At 63.7% G+C, this 20,019-nt stretch carries 13 protein-coding genes, 1 pseudogene and 2 CRISPR repeat arrays; of the genes and pseudogenes, 5 read left to right on the top strand and 9 right to left on the bottom strand.

Annotation, left to right across the window (positions count from 1 at the left end):
- Positions 1-110 precede the first annotated feature (110 nt).
- Positions 111-506: a CRISPR direct-repeat array (repeat unit 29 nt; unit sequence GGGCTCATCCCCGCGCGTGCGGGGAGCAC).
- 40 nt (positions 507-546) lie between these two features.
- The 8 genes from cas2e to NU1_RS08160 are packed head-to-tail and all read right to left on the bottom strand — an operon-like array spanning position 547 to position 9,431.
- Positions 547-927, bottom strand: coding sequence for a type I-E CRISPR-associated endoribonuclease Cas2e (gene cas2e / locus NU1_RS08195; RefSeq protein ID WP_067519013.1), 381 nt, complete (start codon positions 925-927; stop codon positions 547-549).
- Positions 921-1,871, bottom strand: a complete 951-nt coding sequence (gene cas1e, locus NU1_RS08190) for a type I-E CRISPR-associated endonuclease Cas1e (RefSeq protein WP_067519011.1) — start codon at positions 1,869-1,871, stop codon at positions 921-923. Before cas1e ends, cas2e begins: the two co-directional genes overlap by 7 nt.
- Positions 1,868-2,572, bottom strand: a complete 705-nt coding sequence (gene cas6e / locus NU1_RS08185) for a type I-E CRISPR-associated protein Cas6/Cse3/CasE (protein WP_067519009.1) — start codon at positions 2,570-2,572, stop codon at positions 1,868-1,870. Before cas6e ends, cas1e begins: the two co-directional genes overlap by 4 nt.
- Positions 2,572-3,285: a type I-E CRISPR-associated protein Cas5/CasD gene (gene cas5e / locus NU1_RS08180; RefSeq protein ID WP_067519008.1), complete on the bottom strand. Its 714-nt coding sequence runs from the start codon at positions 3,283-3,285 to the stop codon at positions 2,572-2,574. Before cas5e ends, cas6e begins: the two co-directional genes overlap by 1 nt.
- Positions 3,282-4,391: a type I-E CRISPR-associated protein Cas7/Cse4/CasC gene (cas7e, locus tag NU1_RS08175; RefSeq protein WP_281221090.1), complete on the bottom strand. Its 1,110-nt coding sequence runs from the start codon at positions 4,389-4,391 to the stop codon at positions 3,282-3,284. The genes cas5e and cas7e overlap by 4 nt, the downstream gene beginning before the upstream one ends.
- A 17-nt stretch (positions 4,392-4,408) precedes the next feature.
- Positions 4,409-5,068: a type I-E CRISPR-associated protein Cse2/CasB gene (gene casB / locus NU1_RS08170; RefSeq protein ID WP_084521088.1), complete on the bottom strand. Its 660-nt coding sequence runs from the start codon at positions 5,066-5,068 to the stop codon at positions 4,409-4,411.
- Positions 5,065-6,696, bottom strand: a complete 1,632-nt coding sequence (casA, locus tag NU1_RS08165) for a type I-E CRISPR-associated protein Cse1/CasA (protein WP_067519004.1) — start codon at positions 6,694-6,696, stop codon at positions 5,065-5,067. The genes casB and casA overlap by 4 nt, the downstream gene beginning before the upstream one ends.
- Complete coding sequence (locus NU1_RS08160; RefSeq protein WP_067519002.1) at positions 6,693-9,431, bottom strand: CRISPR-associated helicase/endonuclease Cas3; 2,739 nt, start codon at positions 9,429-9,431, stop codon at positions 6,693-6,695. Before NU1_RS08160 ends, casA begins: the two co-directional genes overlap by 4 nt.
- A gap of 1,396 nt (positions 9,432-10,827) precedes the next feature.
- A CRISPR array of direct repeats spans positions 10,828-11,405; the repeat unit is 29 nt; unit sequence GGGCTCATCCCCGCATGCGCGGGGAGCAC.
- A 430-nt stretch (positions 11,406-11,835) separates the two neighbouring features.
- Here NU1_RS08160 and NU1_RS08155 point away from each other — a divergent pair.
- The 3 genes from NU1_RS08155 to NU1_RS08145 all read left to right on the top strand — a co-directional run bounded on the left by NU1_RS08155 (position 11,836) and on the right by NU1_RS08145 (position 16,357).
- On the top strand, positions 11,836-13,746 hold the full coding sequence (locus NU1_RS08155) for a DUF2075 domain-containing protein (protein WP_067519000.1): 1,911 nt from the start codon (positions 11,836-11,838) through the stop codon (positions 13,744-13,746).
- A gap of 149 nt (positions 13,747-13,895) precedes the next feature.
- Entirely contained in the window at positions 13,896-14,270 is a 375-nt protein-coding gene (locus NU1_RS08150) for a nucleotide pyrophosphohydrolase (RefSeq protein WP_067518998.1), read from the top strand.
- 197 nt (positions 14,271-14,467) lie between these two features.
- Entirely contained in the window at positions 14,468-16,357 is a 1,890-nt protein-coding gene (locus NU1_RS08145) for a DNA/RNA helicase domain-containing protein (RefSeq protein WP_067518996.1), read from the top strand.
- A 126-nt stretch (positions 16,358-16,483) separates the two neighbouring features.
- Here the strand turns inward: NU1_RS08145 and NU1_RS08140 are convergent, their stop codons facing one another.
- Positions 16,484-18,313, bottom strand: a complete 1,830-nt coding sequence (locus NU1_RS08140; protein WP_169815015.1) for an outer membrane protein assembly factor BamB family protein — start codon at positions 18,311-18,313, stop codon at positions 16,484-16,486.
- A 584-nt stretch (positions 18,314-18,897) separates the two neighbouring features.
- On the opposite strand from NU1_RS08140, the gene NU1_RS42145 reads away from it, so the two are divergent.
- Positions 18,898-19,293, top strand: a complete 396-nt coding sequence (locus NU1_RS42145; protein ID WP_067518992.1) for an effector-associated constant component EACC1 — start codon at positions 18,898-18,900, stop codon at positions 19,291-19,293.
- A pseudogene (locus NU1_RS44165) lies at positions 19,290-19,973 on the top strand (caspase family protein); the annotation flags it as partial. The gene NU1_RS42145 and the pseudogene NU1_RS44165, both read left to right, overlap by 4 nt.
- Between the last annotated feature and the right edge of the window lie 46 nt (positions 19,974-20,019).

Here is a 20,019-nt window from a genome sequence, read left to right as displayed (position 1 = left end):
CGCGTGCGGGGAGCACGAGCCGCGCAGGGTCGCGGCGAGCAGCTCATCGGGCTCATCCCTGCGCGCGTGCGGCGAGCACACCTACTTCAACGGCGAGTACGTGGAATGGGAGGGCTCATCCCCGCGCGTGCGGGGAGCACACTTCCAGGTGGAGGTGCGGGGTCACGCCGCCGGGCTCATCCCCGCGCGTGCGGGGAGCACCCCGTGATCTGCAGTCGTCCGGTGATGTCGCAGGGCTCATCCCCGCGCGTGCGGGGAGCACAGTTCCGCTGGTGTCGACAATCCAGTCGGGGTGGGCTCATCCCCGCGCGTGCGGGGAGCACACCGACCGGGATTTGCGGCGTGCGGATCTGGCGGGCTCATCCCCGCGCGTGCGGGGAGCACACCAACCAAGTACAAGACAACCTAGTCGCGGCGGGCTCATCCCCGCGCGTGCGGGGAGCACTTTTCTTCGGTGACCCATCCGGAGGATTTCCAGGGCTCATCCCCGCGCGTGCGGGGAGCACACTTCATGACCAGCGTGTTCTCTCACGATAGCGCCAATTCTCATTCACTTTCGTCGAGCTCGGCGGTGCTACTGCGACGCCGCGCGGCCTTCCGGTATCTACTAACTTTGCTCCACCCGGCGCGCGGGCCGGTGGGTTTCGTACGACCCGTGTGAGGGCGGCGCATGAGGTGGAGGCCGTCGATATCGACAGGCTCCCATTCGTGGCGGTGCACTTTGAAGGCGAGGCCCTGTTCGGAACGGGTCGAGTAGATCATGATGGCGCGGCCGTCTTTCGACAGTTCGACGACGCGTTGCCAGGCGAGGTCGCGGACCCGCGCGGTCAGAACGCCGACGAACACACCTGGGCTGATTTCGAGGAGCCAGCGGGTCAGGTGACCTCGCAGACCTGCTGGGCAGGCGCTGAGGACGAGTACTACCACGGGACTTCCTCGTCGTCGTAGGAGATTCCGCCGGCGACGTTGCCTGCGCGGTCCCACAGTTCGACGACGTCGGTGTCCCAGGTGTCGGATGCGTCCGGCTCGTCTGGCAACAGGAGGGCGTGAATGTCTTTGCAGCAGCGGCCGAGTAGCCCGCCGGCGTGCACGGCGTCACGGACTGCGCGTCGTGCAGCGGCGCCGATGTCTTCGGGGCCTTCGGCTGCGACGTCGAATGCGACGGGAATGGCGAATTCGGCCTTGTACAGGTCGGCCAGGTCGAAGACGAACGACCGTTCGTGGCCGGTGTGGACGAACCCGAGACCGGGCGCGCAGCCGAGCGCGACGATCACGGCGTGGGCGATCCCGTACAGACAGGTGGTGGCTGCTGATAGGGCTTGGTTGACCGGGTCACTGGCACCGAAGTTGTTCGGGTCGTAATCTCTCCTGCGCCAGTCGATTCCGGTTCGTTCGGCGTGCTGGCGATAGATGCGTCGAACTCGGGCTCCTTCTCGGCCACGGAGTTGTTGCATTGTCAGGCCGGAGGTGTCCTCGTCGGGGAAACGCATCGCGTACATGGTTCGGGCGACGCGTAGTCGCGTGGCCTGATTGGAGACCGCGGCCGCCTGCGCCTCCAACAGTCGAGAACTGCGGGCCAGTGAGCGGCCGTGAGCGTAGTAACGCACTCCTCGTTCGCCGACCCACACTGCGGTGGAACCGCTTTCGGCGAGCAGCATCATGGCCTGATGGGTGACGCGCGTGCCTGGTCCAAGGATCAGCGCGCCCAATGTGGCTGCCGGGATGTGTACGACGCCGCGTTCGTCGGTGGCAGTAATGGCGTTGGCGTCGCGGTGCACGACAGCGCGTTCGAGGTAGATGAAGGTCAGCCGGTCTTGGGCGCGTACCAGTTCGCCGATGCGGACCGGCCGCACACCGGGTATGTCGTTCATCGGTTCGGCGCCAACGTCAGCAGGCCGCAGCCATAGCCCTTCGCTCGGCCGATCCCGTTGATCAGGGCGTTGCGCAGGAGGCCGGGATCGGTGATCGTGAGCACCCCCTCGAATGTGGCGACCGACAGGACCACCTTCCTGTCGGCTCGGTCGAACGTGAGCGTCTCGCGGCTGATGATGCGCACGTCGTCTTCGCGTTGGTGAGCCGGTCCGGCTGCCGTAACGGCGAAACCGGCACCAATCGCTTTGCGGCGCAACCACTCCAGTTGCTCTTCCTGGTTCAGCCCCGCCACTTTTCCGCGCTGTGTCTTGGTACCGGCTCCGTCGTCGACGATTCGCTGTTCCGGCGGGATGAACGTGCTCCGGGCGGGGTTGGCTGTCAGTCGGAAGTGCCAGCGTTGACCGTCTGCCAGGTTGTCGAGCAGTTGACCGTATTTTCGGGTCGTCCACGCTCCGGTTGTCGGCCAGCCCACTTGTTCGATGACATGGGTGAAGTCCGGTTCGACGGGGCTCACCACGTAGAGGTGAATGTCATTGGCGGTCTTGTCGATTCGCCACAGCACTCTGCCTTCGGCGTCTGGATGGTCCAACACCCCAGGAGGGAAGGACTTCATCACCGCGCCGTGCAGCACATGTGGTGAGGACAGGAACCTCCTGCTACCGCGGCGGGCAGGGTTCAGTGGGACCCGCGAGAGATACATCAGTCGCCCCCAAAGGCTGCGAACGGATCATGGGCGAGGTCGCGACCCTCGGGATTGTGAACCTCGATGTGATCGGTGATCACGGTGCGCCACCCGTATTCGCGCCGCGCCGGGTTGAAATCGAGCGGCACGTCACGGACTTGCTCGGTGAGGGCGTCGACGGTGTCGTCTTCTGCGTGATCGCGGAAGATCGGTAGATGTACGACCGTGGGTTGCTTCTTGCGATACCAGGTGGCGGCCTGCCAAGTAGTGGGGTCTTTCAACGCCTGCGGCAGGGGCTCGTCCCGGATCTGGTCCAGTACGAGCGATTCGGTCACCGGACAGGAACGCCGACCGAGGTAGAGCGGAAACTCCGGGCGCACCAACGTGTCTCGGATACCTTCGAGCAGGCTCGTCTCGCCTTCGATGCCAGCGACGAATTTCGCGTCCGCCAGGTAGTACCGCTGCGACAGCGGGTATTGGGTGCGACCGTCCAGGCTGAGCGCCACCTGGAAATCCCGAATCAGCCTGCCGGGCTGGTCGATACGCACCCCGAATCGCAGATCCCGCAATGTGTCCTCGATCGGGTCGGTCCGGCGCCGACCCTTCGCTGAGGAGATCAGGCCGATGATTCCGCTCTTGGACGGATACTGTTGGGTCTCTCGTCGCGCGAACCGACTCGACACACCCCACGATTGCAGGGGCGCGGCAAGTTTCAGCAGCAGGACACTCACGGCCGTCCACCGAGTGCCGCCTCGACCTTCGATCCGACCCGGGCGACCACCTCCACGAATGGCATCGGATCGCCGAGTGCCGTCAGTTCCTGCGCCCCGTCGCCGATCGCGACCACGAAATTCTCGGTGGAGCCGTCCCCATAACCCTTCTCGACCGCCTGCAGGGTCGTGGCGAGAGCTTTGGCGGCGGCGGTGGCGCGAGCGGCACCCGCTGCGTTGACCGGTTCTTCGAACGCGCCCACCAGGTTCACGGGCTGATCGGTACGCACGCTGACCAGAACGGCTTCTGGGAGTGTGCGGTTAGCGAAGGTGTTCTGCTTGCCGGTCGGCATGCTTTTGACGAAGGCGGTCAGAAACACCTCGATCGCGCGGAGAGTTGCGGTGTCGTCACCGAGGTTGTCGCGCAACGCTTTCACGCTGACAGTGGCGTACCGGTAGAGGGTGGAAGAATTGAATTCCACGTAGCCGAGCATCCCAGCGCCGGAGTTGTTGTCCGGAGCCCGGTCGTCGACTGCGGTGTAGTAGTCGAACTCGTTGTTCACCGCATGCACGCTGATCGCGTGTGCCACCTGCGCGGCAGCGTCCACGTTGAGATCGGCTGCGTCGGCCACCATACGCCCGAACAAGGCGACATCGACACTGTTCGCGGAGTGCGCGGCGGCGCGGGCCGCGGACTTGTCGATCGCGGTGTCGGTGCCCGCCGCCGCGATGGCCAGGACTGCCAGGCGGTCGATCTGTGAGGCGCTCAGGAACAGCAGGTACTTCGCCTGTTCGGCTTCCTCAGGTGCTGATTCACCCTTCTTGGCGCGTTTCGGCTTCTCCAGCTCGATCCCGGCGGCTTTCAGTGCCTGCGCGGCAAGCGATTCCGGTTCGGTGATCTCCGGGTTCAGTTCGGTGATGCGCGCGGCGATCAGCTCGACGACGCGTTTGGTCCGTACACCCAAGGAGGTTGGATCGAGCAATTCCCGAAACATCTGCCGGGTGGCGCGTTTCCACGCCTGACTCGACACTCTCGCTCGTGGAACTCCACCGTATACAGCGCTTTTCGGGCTTCCAGTGTCGTCACGGTTGATGTTGCTCGGTGGCACTGTTTGCAGGATGTGCACGTCGACGAACAATCGGGTCACTGGTCTACGCCTTTCACTGGGGTGGTGTCCGCGTCGCCGGGGTCGGTGCCGTCGGGCTTGGTCAGGTGGTAGTCGCGCCCCCAGCGCAGCAGAACCTGATCGGTGGAGGTGCCGTGATCGAGCTGGCGCAGATCACGCGCCAAGCTCGCGTAGTCGAGCGCGATGGTGTGGGCCCGCAATTGGCTGATCAGCCCGCGTAGCAGGACCAGTCGGGCCTCGTGGCGATCGCTGGCGCCCAGAGCCTGAAATCGTCGGTGGACCGCATCTTCCGATGTTCGATAGCCGAGAGTGCGGAGCGCGCCACCGAAAGTCGCGCCGCGCTGGTGCATGGGCTCGGACTTGGATTGCTGGTGCCAGGCATGCAGGGTGATCGCGTCGTGGGCGGCTTGCTCCCATGCTGTCGGCGCACCGTCGCGCTCTGCGAAGGAAAAGCTCGACTGGTCCGACAGGATCTCGGGAAGCTTGTCGAAGGTCAGGTCCCAGAGGTCCATCAGGCTCCCGGCGGGGTGTCCGACGCCGCGCCGCAGGCGTGCGATGGCCGCGACCGCGTCGGCGTCGTTGCGCTTATAGCTCGATTGCAGGCGCGATACTCGTTGGGTGACATGCTCCGCTAGTGCTCGGTCCATCTCGCGATAGTCCTTCTTCACCGTGTTCACGCGATGTTCCTTCCTCGCTCGGTGCCGCCCAGGTAGGCGGCCGGGAGCAGTTTCTTCAGACGGCCGTAGAACCAGATCGAGGCGAGGCTGGCGTCGAGATACCGTTCACCGACCACGCGTCCGAGGTGCGCGGGTCGTCCTGCCGATTCGATCAGGTCGGTGCCGATGGTTTCGATGACCTGCCGGACTTGCCGCTGCCAGTGTTGGCCGTAGGTTTCGGTATTGCCTTCCGGGAGGAGCGCGGCGAGCCACTGCCGGTACGGGTGTTCCAGAGCGAAGAATCCATGTTCGCGGGCACGACGTCGCGCACCGTCCGGCACACCTCCGGCGGCTAGTGCAAGGTTCGCGGCCAATGCCCCCAAGGTGTCGACAGCGCTGTCGGAGACCTGTACTGCATCGATGGCGGTGACGCGCAGGTCCGGGTTGCTGGCCAGCAGTGCCGCTCGGAACCCGAGGGTGTCGTCGACGATGTCGCCGACGACCGATTGGTTGTTGACGTACTGCATCCCGATCGCGTGCAACCGCATCGGATGCGCTTCGTTCAGTACGCCTTCGTCGATGAGGTAGCAGGCCCACTCCAGTAACGCGGGCGCGATCGGCCTGCCCTCGGTGCTGCCGGTATTGCCGATTTGGCGGACCAGCGAGGTGAACCCTCGCCATAGCCCACGTTCGGGATCGTGAGTTATCGGGTAGTGCCGGGTCTCGCGGGCCTTCTTGGATTGGATCTCGCTGTATCGCCAGCCCGTCATCGGCTCGAGGTGCTGCCAGTTGAATGGCTCGAGCGCGTCACCGTTGCACAACACCACACCGGTGACTTCGGTTTGGTTGTGTACCAGTCGGATTCGTCGGCTCTGCCAGGTGCACAGGTCCGCAGGACCGGCCGGTCGTCGGCCCTCGACTGCTCCTGGGCCGGTGGGGTCGCGTTCCCAGGCGGGCCGGTCGTCGATGCTGAACCGTTCGCTGTTGATATCGCGCAGCACCAGGTTCAGCAGCAATGTTTCCCGCAGGGTCGTACCTTCCAGGAACACGCCGCCGAGGTTGCCGGTCCAAGCCACACCGATCGGATATCCCTTGCCGCCCTTGACCCGACGGTCCCCAACCGCGCCGGTCTTGATCCCGGACGGATCGAACGCCTGCGCGTGCACCAGCCATCGTGCTGCTTCGGCGAAACCGATACGGTCGATACTCGCACCGGCGCGTGTCGTGAAGTACTTCTCCCCGTTGGGTACATCGGCGATCAACCGGTCGAGCGAGCTGACCGCGTCCTTATCCGACCGCAACCCGGCGACCTGAAAGAACGGAGCATCTGGATCGAACAGCCGGAAACGCCCAGCATGCTTGCCGAGATAGTCGTCGATCTCCGCGATGGGCAAAGTGTCGCTGGTCCACAGACCACTCCAGATCTCATAGGTCGGTTCCGTCCGCTCGTGGATGCTGCGCCGCAGCACCGCCAGCAGCAGTCGCAAGATCGCGAACACCTGTGTGGGCACTTCGCCTGTGAGAGTCGATATTTCGTCTGCGCGGTGCAGGGCTCCCCGCAGAGTCAGCGTGCAGGGTTTGCCTGCGGTGTCCAAGGCCAGGATCCAGGGATCGTCGACAAGGTCGAAGTCGGTGCCGGGGGCGGTCATTGAGGTGTCTCCATCCGCTCGATCCGCAATCCGAGAACGGTGTCGTAGTGCAGCCGGTGTCCGGCGACGATCGCCGACCCACTGGTGTCGAGCTCGAGGACGAGTTCACCGGCGAGCCAATGCGACTGCTGCCAGCCCGGGTACCAGTTCTTCTCCAGCGTGTCGAGCACAGCGTCCATCCGGCCGTACCGGGTCAGCGCAGCGGGCAGGCGGATCGTGCAGCCCGCCAGTGCTTTTGCCAATCGCGACGGCGGCGGCCCTTCGGTGGGGACGAGTCGACCGCCGTAGTCGGCCACCTCGTCGAGCACATACACGTCATCACCGTCGCGACGCACCACGATCGCCTCGATCGTGTCCTCGCCATCGCGGACTTGGGCTTGACCACCCGCACCATCGACATCCGGCGCCGCGGCGGTCAGCCAGCCCCGCAGGCTCGCCGACTCCCCGAACGGACGCCCGAGCAGGTAGGTACCGGCAGAAACCCGCTGCTCGGACTCGAATGCCGCCCATGTCCGCTCTGCGGCCTCTACCTCCGACTCCCACCCCTCGGGCGCTACGAAGGATTCCGCGTAGCCGTCGGCGACCAATGCCGGCACATCGCCGGGGATCTGGATCTGTCCGCCTGATCTGCGGTCGAGCACGGCTGCTGCCCGCAGTAGCCGTGCCGCCTGATACACCGCCACCGACCCGACGACCGGGACGGGCACCGCACCCGACCAGTCGGCTCCCCGGATCAGGCACCGAGCGGACACGACTCGGGCCGGGCGGGAGTCCCGAAGATGTCGATGCAGGCGACCGACGCGTTGCAGGAGAAGGTCGATCGGGGCCAGATCTGTGATCAACAGGTCGACATCGATATCGAGTGACTGCTCGATAACCTGGGTACCGACGACAATAAAACGTTTCGGCCGGTCCGCCTTGCCCGGCGGACCCAGCAGCGCGCGCAGTCGCTTCTCCCGCTCGGCACGGTGCGGAGCGACGAATCGTGAATGCAGAAGCAGCAATTCGTCGTTGGAATCGAATCTGCCGCTGCTACGGAGCGCTTCGAACAGCTCCTGTGCCCGTGCGACCGTGTTGCACACGATGCCGACGACCCCACCCTCGGGCAGCGCATCCTCCAGCACCGATAAAACGTCGGCAATCTCGTCACCGAGATGCTCGATCCGCACATCGGTCGCCCGCCCCGAAGGCGCGATAGGTTCGGCGTCGACGCTGGACGGCCATACGGTCACGCAGGGGTAGATGTCACGTACTGCTATGTCGTCCATGCCCGCTTCGGTGCCGTTCACGCCACGTTGGTACGCCTGAAGCAGCGAAAGCCGTTGCGCAGGAGGTAATGTCGCTGACATCAACACCACCGGCACCCGGTAGGCGCCCAGCCATTCCAGGCAACGCTCGAGATAGGTCGACATATAGCTGTCAGCGGCGTGGACCTCGTCGATAACGACTACCTTGTTGGCCAGCGCCAAGTGCCGCAGCATGACGTGCCGGGTCTTCAAGCTCGCGCGCAGCACCTGGTCGATTGTGCCGACCACGATGTTGGCGAGCGGGCCTTTCTTCCCGACGTACCAACTGTGCGCGATGACGTCTTGGTGACCGCAGTCGATGCCGATCGAGGCGAATCCCTTGCGCCGCAACTGGTTGAATGTGTCGTTCAAGGCCGCTTTGCCATGCGCCAAGAACATGCTGCCCGCGGTGTCGGGCAGGTTCTCCGCCCACTCGTGTACCCGGTCGAACATGGCGTTCGACGTCGCCATAGTCGGCAATGCCACGAATACCCCGCCCACCCCGAACCTGCGAGCCAGTACTTCCGCGGCGAGCAACGCGGCCTCGGTCTTACCCTCTCCCATCGGCGCTTCAACAATCATTAGCCCTGGTTCGTCGAGCGACTCCGCCAACCGCACGCATTCCGCCTGCAACGGACGGATTTTCGTGTCCGCCGCGAGATCGAAACGCTTTCGGAACAGGTCCTCACCGTCGGTGTCCGGCGACGGCCGCCAGGGTGCTGGCAGTCCCAACAGCTTCCATGCCTCCACCGCCACTTTCTCCGAATCCCGGTCGCTGTCGAGCGGGAACAGATCTTGGTTGCTGGCAATCCAATCGGTCACGATCGCCGCTGCGGTTAGCAGCACCTGCACCGGGACCGGCAACGGAGCCCGGCTCCACTCCTGCAAACGCTCCCGTGCGCCAACAAATTCGGTGACATGGTCGAGCAATTCCTCCCGAGAACGGTCCCACGCACCGTCACCGAGTAGCCCTTTACGACGAGGCGCGTCACGAGACTCCTGCCGCGTCGGCGGCACTCCGTGGTGACTGGCCACAACAATGGAATACGTCCGCGCAACCGGCTGACTCCACCCGTGCTGCTCCAAGAATCGATCCACCGCAACCTGACCAGCAAGGCCGTGCGGCAACGCCTTTCGATTCGCCGGCACACCAGAGAACGTCAGCCCCTTCGCATGCATTCTGTCCGCTAAATCCGGTACCTGACAGGCAAAAGCCCGGCTGATTTTGCCGATGTCGTGCACCCCAGCCAACCACCGCAGCAATAGCCGCCCGTCTTCGAGCCCTCGAGGTAGAGCAGCCGAAACCAACTGCTGAGTCCTCTTAGGTAACCATTGATCCCATAGCAGCCCAGCTACGGCGACGGAGTCGAGTAGATGCCGCGCCACAGACAGGCTCCCGCCCTCACGGTCGCTCTTAGCCCACGCGGAACGCGTTGCAGGAGAAAGCATTTAACCTACATCTCGAATATTAAGATCGTAAGTATCATTGGCTTCGGCAGCATATCGAGCCCCACCGACAGGTTCGCCAATCCGATCCGACCCCTCGAAGGCATTGCACGAACTACCGCAGGATCGAACCCAAAGACCCACCACTAGCCGGTGCATCTCCGATATGGGTCTGCGCGTTACTCCGGTCCTGGTGCCCGACTCGACTGAGCGCGGCTTCCCCATCCTTGCTGGCCGCTAAACAGTCCCATCACGAGGATGAAAACATCTGATGCCGTTCCCCAGTCATCCAGGAGACCGACCGCCAGCGCAACCAATGCGCTCACGCCCAGCCCGAAGATCGGTGGAATCGCCTTGGGCGCCGGCTGGCCCGACCCGTCATCGGCAGCATTCCTCACAGGCGGAGTCGAATTCACGAGCAGTGCTCCAATCGTCATCAAAGAACGCAAGTGTCGCCTCGGCGCCAATCATTGAGGCGGTAATCCATAAGGGGCGCATCCGGTTTCATTCGGGCCTGGGTGCGCCCAGGCCACTATATATCTCAGCAGACGTGGAGCTGTTGATGATTGGCGATTTTCAGAGAGCGTCGATGATAGCCGTCAGGTAACAGGGAGTCGGGGCGGCCAGTCGGTATGGAGACCATTTTCGATCCACAGGGATGACACACTTACTGGAATACCAGTTGCCAAGCTCTTGCCCACGGGCTGTGAAGTGACTCAGTCGCAGTTCCGAGTCGCTGTGTGTCATCCCGAACGACCGCTACCTGCCACTTGGGTTGGGACGCGGTGCCAGCCCAATCCCCGCCGCATGCGGGGAACTCGATAGCGCGCTCGGCGGTGCCGACGTCGAGCTCGGCTCATCCCGGCATGGTGCCGGGAGCACTGTTGTCCCAACGCCGAAACGCTAGCAGAGGGAGAAGGCGTGACCGTTGCCCACTCGCAACGAAGGGTCCAACACCGGTAGCCGATAGTGACACCACCACCGAGTCGTTGTGCAGACTTGCCACCGATACAGACGACGCAATCCGGGCAACGGTGTGCAGGATGGAGAAGTGCCAGCAGACACTGAGAAGCCGTTCACTTCGGCAACAACTACGCCATGAACGATGGAATGTGAATGAAAACAGTATGTTCGAGCAGGAAGACACTGTTCAGGAAGTGTGCTCCCCGCACGCGCGGGGCTGAGCCCGCCATCCTGATCTGGTCGGCGGATGCGGTGATGTGCTCCCCGCACGCGCGGGGCTGAGCCCTTCCCGGACGCCAGTGAGCAAGTGGAGATGTTGTGCTCCCCGCACACGTGGGGAGCATGTCGGAAGGCGAGACCTGAACGGGCGCAGTGGCGGCTCATCCCCGATGCGCGGGGAGCACCTGAGCATTCCGTCCAGCCCATCGTGCCCGATGGGCTCATCCCCGCATGCGCGGGGAGCACAGTACGACTTGCCCCCGAAGAAGCTGGGTGCCGGGCTCATCCCCGCATGCGCGGGGAGCACTCAGCTACAGCACGTGCCCACGTCGTCAGGGTGGGCTCATCCCCGCATGCGCGGGGAGCACCGGATCATCTCGAGGTCGGTGCCACACTGTCGAGGCTCATCCCCGCATGCGCGGGGAGCACTTTACGGAGGTTCTATGAGTAAACGCATCGTGGGGCTCATCCCCGCATGCGCGGGGAGCACCGGGCCTGCCCAAGGAATAACCAGACCCCCAGGGGCTCATCCCCGCATGCGCGGGGAGCACGGGACGGTCAGCTGGATCGTCTGCACGCTCGAGGGCTCATCCCCGCATGCGCGGGGAGCACGGGGCTCTTTTCGCGTTTCAGGGTCAATCTGCGGGCTCATCCCCGCATGCGCGGGGAGCACCGCTGCACGAATAGGCCCACCCGCAGATGGTTGGGCTCATCCCCGCATGCGCGGGGAGCACGCGCCACATCCTGGGCAGCTGACCAGTGTGGGGGGCTCATCCCCGCATGCGCGGGGAGCACACTTCTTCACCTGCATGTTTCCTGCGAATCTCCCGGTTTTTCATTCACTTTCATCACTCACATCATCTCTGTCGGCACGATTAGCGTGCTGATCTGGTTGACCATAGTGTCGCAGGTAGACGGCCAGAAATCTGAGGCAACGCCATAACCCCGGGACCACTCAGGTCAGTCGCTGCGCACGCTCGAACGCTGTGCCGCCGTGGTAGAGGGCGTTCAGCCTGCGGTGCGGGTTGGATTGACGCGCATGGTGATTGGGGACATATGCACGTTGTGTGAATTCGCTTCTGGCGCTGGATGCTCCAGTGGCGCATGGTTCCGGTCATTAGCCGTACGAGTAATGTCATCACCGCGGCCCGCCGGGCACCGAACACCGCTTCGTTGCTGCCCCTACCCGCATGTTGACTTCCGCATGCGTCTGTAGGGGTGGCGAGTGGCTCTTGTGCGGCATAGTGCCGAGTACCTGTTCGCCGAGGCGACTGCCGGTCGCCTCACTAAACTGATGGTCGATCAGGCTTTGTTCAAGTGGGGCGTGAAGAAGGTCGGTGGGTCGGAGCAGAATTCCTGGACCAACAGCCTGGTGGTTTTTCTCGGCGACCTCGTCCAGGCGGGGCTCGGCGATGTCGAGGTGCTGCTGGAACACAAACTGCCGCATAGCCCTATGCGGGTGGACGCCGTGTTGTGTGGCGTTCATCCGGGTACCGGTGCGCCGAGTTACGTTCTGGTGGAGTTGAAACAGTGGTCCAAGGTCGAACTGTGCGGCGAGGGTTTGGTCACGGTTCCCGGGATGGCCAAGAAGCATCTGCACCCGGTCGATCAGGTGCGGCAATACTGTGTGTACCTGATGGATTCGACGCCCGCGCTCGCCGAGCGGCCGGGACTCGTGCACGGTGTCGCGTATCTCCATAATGCCCGTTCCAGTGACATTGCCTCGCTCGAGCAGTACACGCCGAGCGAATACGGGCGCATGTTCACCATGGCCGACAAGGCCGCCTTCGCGGAGCACCTGCGCGCGCTGCTCGACGTCAACGGTGGCCGTGCTCTTGCTCTGAAAGCCGCCGACGATTTCCTCCAGTTCGAGCATGCCCCTTCCAAACCGCTACTCGACCTGGCGGCCAAGGAGATTCAAGACCGGGAACAGTTCGTGTTGTTGGACCAGCAGTGGGTCGCTTACAAGCTGGTGATGCAGGCCGTGGACCGCGCACGTGACGGGCGGACCCAGACGATCGTGATCGTGATCGGCGGGCCAGGCTCAGGCAAGAGCGTGATCGCGCTCAGCCTTCTCGGTGAGCTGTCCAGGCAAGGTCGCCGGGTACACCACGCCACAGGCTCGAGTGCGTTCACGAAGACGATGCGGAAGGTCGCCGGACGCCGAGATAAGCGCGTACAGACCATGTTCAAGTATTTCAACAACTACATGAGCTCGCGACGTGGCGAACTGGATGTATTGATCTGCGACGAGGCGCACCGCGTCCGCGAAACCAGTGCCAACCGCTATACCTCCGCACAACTTCGCTCGGAGGCTCGCCCACAGATCAACGAGTTGATCGATGTAGCAGCGGTTCCGGTGTTCCTGCTGGATGAGAACCAGGTTGTGCGGCCCGGCGAGATGGGTTCGCTCGAGGAGATCAGGTCGGCTGCTGAGGCCATCGGCTGCGAGGTCGAGGTCGTCTACTTGGATGGCCAGTTCCGCTGCGGTGGTTCGGAACTGTTCGATGTGTGGGTGGAGAGACTGCTTGGTTTGAACGCTGAGGGACCGATCGCGTGGAGCACACTTGTCCGCGACAGTGACGATGAATTCCGTGTCGCCAGCGCCGCATCGCCACAGGCGCTCGAAGCATGGCTATTGCACCAGAGCGCCGAACGTGGAGGCACCGCTCGCATCGCGGCTGGATACTGCTGGACCTGGAGTGACCCCGTCACGGTCGGAGACAGCAAGCGGCTGGTCGCCGATGTGACGATCGGCGACTGGGAACGTCCCTGGAACGCGAAACCGGAGAAGCGAGTCCCCGATGCGCCAGAGTCCTACTACTGGGCCTCCGACGACCGCGGATTCGGTCAGGTCGGTTGCATCTACACAGCGCAGGGCTTCGAATATGACTGGGCGGGAGTAATTTTCGGACCAGACTTCGTTCGCAGAGGTGATCGGTGGGTGGCGGTGAGGTCGCGGTCCCATGATCCGGCAGTACGAAAGGCTGAGGACTCCGAGTTCGAAGCGTTGATCCGGAACACGTACAAGGTGCTGCTCACTCGCGGCATGCAGGGGACGTGCGTCTACTCGACGGACCCAGAGACGCAGGCGTTCCTGGAGGAGATGGCAGCACCAGATCGTGTGGCCGGGTGAGGTTGAGTACCCGTGCGCTGAGCTGAGGCCGAGCGGGGTGCGCAGCTCGCGTCGACTCTAGGATCCTGCCGTGCGGACGTTGGCTCCGGCATGGGAAGGGTGCGCGGGCCGGTTACCACGTCGTCGAGCACGGCTGATACACAGGCCCTATGACAGTCGAAAGATTGCAGGAAATGGTGTCCGAGTTCGCCCGCCGTCGCGACTGGGAGCAGTTCCATACGCCGAAGAACCTGGTAATGGCCTTGACCGGGGAGGTGGGCGAGCTTTCTGAGATCTTTCAATGGCTGACGCCAGAGGAGAGCCTTGCTATCCGGCACAGCGACGCAGGACGTTCGAAGGTAGACGAGGAACTCGCTGACGTTTTCCTCTACCTTGTGCGCCTTGCCGATGTCCTGGACGTCGATCTCGTCGCTGTGGCAGAGGCCAAGGTGAGGTTGAACGAACGGCGCTACCCTGCGGACAAGGCTCGTGGGCGTGCTGTGAAATATTCGGAGCTCGACAGCGGCGACGCCACCGTTGGATGAGGCGCTGCCCCCGGGCTGGAACTCAGCGCGAACGAAGTCCTTGTACCGCAGGAAACATGCACTCTCCCAGGCAGTTCGGTCACCTCGGGTTCGGCCTCCGCTAATCTGAACCTCGCGGCCCGCCGGGCACCGATGCACCGCATCGACCGCTGCCCCCACCCGCACGTCGATTTCGCGTGCGTCAGTGGGGATGACAAGTGGCTCTCGTGCAAGGAAGTGCTGAGGATCTGTGGACTGCGGCAGAGTCCGGCGAACTGGCGAAACTGATGTCGGCGCAGGCTCTGCTGCAGTGGGAGCAGAAAGTCGGAACGAGTGAACTGGCCTCGTGGAAGCACAGCCTGCTGGAGTTTCTGCACGACCTGGTCGGCGGCGGACTCGGCGACATCGAGGTGCTGCTCGAGCAGCAACTTCCGAACAGCCCGAAGCGCATGGACGCTGTCCTGTGCGGTGTTCATCCGCAAACCGGAGCGCTCAGCTATGTGGTGGTGGAGCTGAAGCAATGGTCCCGGGTCGAAGCAGCAACTGAAAAGCTGGTGTCGATCAGGGGGTACGCGGACGCGATCCTGCATCCGGTCGAGCAGGTTCGGTGGTACTGCCAATATTTGGTCGATATGACACCGGACCTTGTCGGATTGCCGAATTCCGTGCATGGCATCGCCTACTTGCACAACGCCTTATCCGCTGACGTCGAGGTGCTGAACCAGTGTGAGGAAACCGGCTTCGGGCGGTTGTTCACCGGAGACAGTAAGTCGGAGATGCTCGAATATCTACGGACGCTACTGGATCCATCAGGTGGACGTGGACTTGCCCATGATGCGGCGAACCGGCTCCTCAATTTCAGGCACGCGCCGACGAAGCCGTTGCTCCAGCTGGCTGCCGCGGAAATCCGAGGCCGTCAACAGTTCATGCTGTTGGACGAACAACGGGTGGCCTACGAGCTGGTCATGGGGGCGGTGGAGCGTGCACGCACGAAACGAACCAAAACGGTCGTCGTTGTGCTGGGCGGTCCAGGTTCCGGGAAGAGCGTTATCGCGCTCAGCCTGCTCGGCGATCTGGCCTGTCGCGGGCTGACGATTAATCATGCCACTGGTTCGCGTGCCTTCACTAAAACGATGCGGAAGGTGGCGGCTGCCGGAAGTGCGCGTGCCGAATCGATCTTCAAGTATTTCTACGACTACAAGAAGTCTGCGCCGGGCGAGCTCGATGTGCTGATTTGTGATGAGGCACATCGGATTCGCAATGACAGCGACTACTGGCGACCAGGTCCAGACGAGCCCTGGAAGCGTCGCCGCCAGATCGATCAACTGATCGACGTGGCCTGGGTTCCGATCTTCCTGCTCGATGAGCAGCAGCTGGTGCGCCCGCGCGAGATGGGCTCGCTTGCCGAGATCAAAGCAGCCGCTCAGGCCGCTGGATGCAAGGTGCGGGTTGTGCGGCTCGATGGTCAGTTCCGTTGTGGTGGTTCGGATCTCTACGAGGTGTGGGTCCGACGGCTGCTTCAACTCGACCCGCGACCTCCAGTCAGCTGGAGTCAGCTCACGGCTGACGTCGATGACGGCTTCGTTGTCTCCAACGCGAGCTCGCCCGCCGCGCTGGAAGCCTGGACGAACCATAAGCACGAACACGAGTCCGGGTCGGCGCGGATGGCGGCCGGATTCTGTTGGGAGTGGAGCGATCCTGTCGGTCGAGGAGATCAGAAGCGCCTTGTCGGTGATGTGCGAATCGATGACTGGAGCCGACCGTGGAATGCGAAGCCTGATAAGCACGTCCCGGGAGTGCCGGACGCCGACTACTGGGCCTCCGATGAGCGGGGAGTCGGCCAGGTTGGTTGCATCTATACCGCACAGGGATTCGAATATGATTGGGCTGGAGTAATTTTCGGTCCCGATCTCGTTCGGCGAAGTAATAGGTGGGTAGCCCGGCGGGAACCATCCTGGGATTCCCAGGTCAAAGAGGCCGCAGAGTCGGACTACGGCGCTCTGATTCGGAACACCTACAAGGTGCTGCTGACCCGTGGAATGAAGGGCACCTGTGTCTACTCGACGGATTCGGAGACACAGGAGTTCTTGGAGGAGATGGCTCGGTAGTGCCGACAGAGCGCCAGGGCCTCACGGCTCCCCATCAGCGTTTGCTCGGTCCGTCGAGATGGCGTGCCGCGCATGACCACAAGGGCCATACATCTTCGCCACGAGGCCCGACTCCCGCCTCTACCCTCACCGCGTATAGCCGATGATCGTCGTTTCCGAGCGTGTGGGATCCCGTGGGGCGCAAATGGCCAGCAGCGCGGAGGGTACCGGCAGGAGTGTGATGGAGTCGCAGCGTTCACGTCCGTGTCCGATCGGCTGCATCCCGACGAAGCGACCGTCAGTGCGATCCCATGCGCCCACCTGTGGTCCTTCGACCGTGCGAGACGGGTCGAGCAGGACCGTCAGCAACTCGTCGCGCAGGAACACCACTCGTTTCGGCATCGCAGACCAGAGGTCCATCTCCTGGATCGGCAGTACGAGGGTGTCGCTGTCGGCGGCGATCACGTCCGCGTAGCCGTCGCCGTAGCGAGCGCCGTACGTTCCGACCGCAACTTCCGATCCTTCCGGGTCCGCTCCGAAGGGGGTGCCGGGCTGTCGGATTGGCGCTGTGACGAGGTGGCTCGGGTGGTCGACCAGTAGGTGCCAGGGTCCGGATTCCCGGGTTTTCCAGTCGATGACCAGGGTGTTCTCGAGTCGCTCCATGTCGGGATAGGAGCGGAGTGGATTGGAGGTTCTTTCGTGTTCGAGCGGCCCGCGTGCGATATCGCGGGTGCCGATGGCCGCCCCGGTGCCGGTGTCGAGGGCCTGGATCTGGATCCACGATTGGTCGTCGCGTTCGCAGTGCAGCAGGCGGTAGACGGCGTTGGCGGTGTGCGCGTCGTCGCTGTGCGGGTTCCATCTGTTGCGGTCGAAGCCGGGGCATTCCCCGCCATCGATGTCGCTGATCCACTCGCGTGTTCCGGTGCGGGCGTCGTAGCGAGCGATCCGGGTCTCGCTGGCCAGTATCAGCAGGCCCGGTAGAGAGCCGTTGCGGTGATGGCTGGACGTCGACCAGTCGATGGCCGAATTGTCGCGGGTGAACTCGGATTCGGTCCACAAGAGCTCACCGGTGATCGCGTCGAAGGCGCGGTAACCGATCCCGCGCCAGACCGCGAGTACGACTGTGCCGTTGTCGAGGGAGCGAAGCGAATTCGCGGCGTAGGGCAGGCGGAGTTCGCCGTCGCGCGGGAGTCGACGGTAGTGCCAGCGTTCACGGCCGGTGTTGCCGTCATAGGCGGTGAGGCCGTCGCGAGTTCCGATCACGAATCCGGTTCCGGCGCGGACAATGTTGGGCGCCACCTGGGTGGACGAAGTGATGAAGCGGTCGGGGTCCTTCTCGGTGGGCGGTATGACGACTCGGTAGCGCTCGGGGCCCAGCCGGTCGGGAGTGGGCAGGGGGTCGGCAGCGGTGGCGGTGGCGTGGTCGAGGTTGACGCTGTCGTCGCCCGCGCGGACCGCGGCGAACCCGACGGCGGTCGAGAGTCCCAGTCCCACCACCACCGCTGTGGCCACCGGCCGATACCCGACCAGCGCCGCGTTCGTCATCCTCGGGAGCAGGCCCAGTACGAGCAGAGCGCCAGCGGCGACGAGCACGAACGCCGCCACGGCGGTCGGTAGACGGGAGAAGTACGGGTAGTCACTGCGGATGTCGGCGAATATGGTCGGTATGCGGGCGTCGAAGGCGATGAACGCCAACGCCATCACGGTGACGACAACCGTGCCGGTGGCGAAGTTCTCGAACTTACCTTCGGGGTCGGTGGTCCCCGTGGATCTGCGGCCACGCCAGAACGCGACGGCGGTCAGCACGAGCAGCAGTCCACCCGCGACCACGACTATGCCCCCGACCTCTTCTAGCCGCCACGTCACTCCGCCGTTGCGGAGATGACTATCGCTCAGCGGCACGGTCGTCGCGATGAACAGGCTGTACAGCCCCAACGCCACCGCACCGACCAGCAATCCGAATCCCAAGCTGGCCAAGGCAATTCGTAAGCGGGCTGTGGAGCTCCCGTGCGTTGTCGGAGCCGTCAGCGTCATCAGAGATTCCCCCTCGATCTTCACCGCATGACCGCGATCCGGTCCGCCGCACGTCGCTATCGGAAATGCGCGGCTGACAGATTACCGCGCGAATCGGATCGTGATCTTCTTCCGGCTGGGCCTAATCGGACGATTGAATGCGGGTCAGCCGCGGCCACTCGCGCCAGCATCGGCAGGCGGCGGCTCCACAGTGCATCTCCACAGTGCATCCAGCCGTCGCACACCTCGTCCGGAGCCCAAATTGTGCGTTCGGAGACCGGATGTCGGCATCGATCACACGCCTTGGGCGGAGTCCACTGGGGGCTGGTGGGCTCGCTCATATCCGGCAATCATTCTCCTCCGGCACCACCTATATTCGATCGTCCCGACCAGGTCCGTGGCCTTGCGATGAAGTACCGACTAGTCGCCCTGCTGCGGATCGTAGTTTCTCGGGCATTCGCTGAATTCCTCTCTGCCACAAGCCCTCTGCTGTGCATACTGAACCTGCGGTGACAACTGCGAGGGTCGAATCAAAGGGGGTCTACGCAGTGAACGGTGACGACATATGGCAGGTGGCGGTGCTGACCGGATCGGGCAGCCTTGTCACCGAACGGTTGACCCGGGAGTTGCGAGCGCATCTCGAATCGGGAGGCGCGCAGGTCCGGCATCAGACCGCCGCGGTGCTGGATGCGGGGCACAAGGGTGGCATCGGTGAGGAACTGGTCCTGCTGGTGGCAGCGGGGGCATCGGCCGGATCTCTCCGACTGGTGGCGACGATGGTTCGGGAATGGTGCGCGCTCAATCGGCAACGGCGCGTGGAAATGCGGTTGGACGGCCGCTCATTGGTGATCGAGGGCAATCCGAAGGATCAGCTCGCGATCGTCGAGGAGTTCTTCGACAGCGCGGACGGCAAGTCCGGCACCGCCGAGACGGAGGAATCGTGAGCAGGCTGCCGCGGCAGCGCGCGCTGCTCATCGGCAACGAGGTCTACGATCACGCCGACTTTCCGGCGCTACCTTCGGTGCGCAGGGATCTGGAGTTGATGGAGGCAGCGCTGTCCGATCGACGTATCGGGGCGTTCGAGGTGGAATCTCTGATCAATCTCACGGCGGATCAGATGCGGGAGAAGGTTGAGGCCTTCCTCGGTGGCAGCCGCGAGGACGAGCTGACGCTGTTCTACTTCTCCGGGCACGGCGACCGCGCAATCGCCGACAGTGGCGAGTTCCATTTCATGGCAACCAATAGCGATCCGAACCGGATGGCGCACACCGCCGTGCGAGCCGGATTCGTGAATGACCTGTTGGAAGCATGTCTGGCTCCGCAGAAGGTCGTCATCATCGACAGCTGCCGTAGCGGTGGATTTTCGGTTGGGATGCGCACTTCTGATGCTCAACCGGCGTCCAAGGGCGTCGCCGCGGCCACCGCGGGCTCGAAGGCAGCTGCGGTATTGGCCAGCCGAGGCGTCTATGTCGTGTCGTCCTCGCGGGCAGGAGAGCGGTCGTTCGCGGGTCGCGGCGCCGAGGAGCCGTCGGTGTTCACCGGCGTCCTGGTGGATGCGCTGTGTACAGGTGAGGCGGCGCGCGGGCGTCGGGAGGTTTCTGTCAAGGATCTGTTCGAGCACGTCAACGACAGGCTGCGCCGCAGTGACTCCGGACAGGTCCCGGTCATCT

Origin of the sequence: Nocardia uniformis NBRC 13702, from assembly GCF_001613345.1 — a bacterium.
In the GTDB taxonomy this organism is placed as follows: Bacteria; Actinomycetota; Actinomycetes; order Mycobacteriales; family Mycobacteriaceae; genus Nocardia; species Nocardia uniformis.
The sequence above is the reverse complement of the archived record's forward strand: the minus strand, read 5'-3'. Positions and strand labels throughout refer to the sequence as shown.

What these genes read in the sequence shown, in the direction of transcription:
- cas1e (WP_067519011.1), bottom strand. Translation starts at nt 1,871, where the DNA reads ATGAACGACATACCCGGTGTGCGGCCGGTCCGCATCGGCGAACTGGTA.
- cas6e (WP_067519009.1), bottom strand. Translation starts at nt 2,572, where the DNA reads ATGTATCTCTCGCGGGTCCCACTGAACCCTGCCCGCCGCGGTAGCAGG.
- NU1_RS08150 (WP_067518998.1), top strand. Translation starts at nt 13,896, where the DNA reads ATGACAGTCGAAAGATTGCAGGAAATGGTGTCCGAGTTCGCCCGCCGT.
- NU1_RS08160 (WP_067519002.1), bottom strand. Translation starts at nt 9,431, where the DNA reads ATGCTTTCTCCTGCAACGCGTTCCGCGTGGGCTAAGAGCGACCGTGAG.
- casA (WP_067519004.1), bottom strand. Translation starts at nt 6,696, where the DNA reads ATGACCGCCCCCGGCACCGACTTCGACCTTGTCGACGATCCCTGGATC.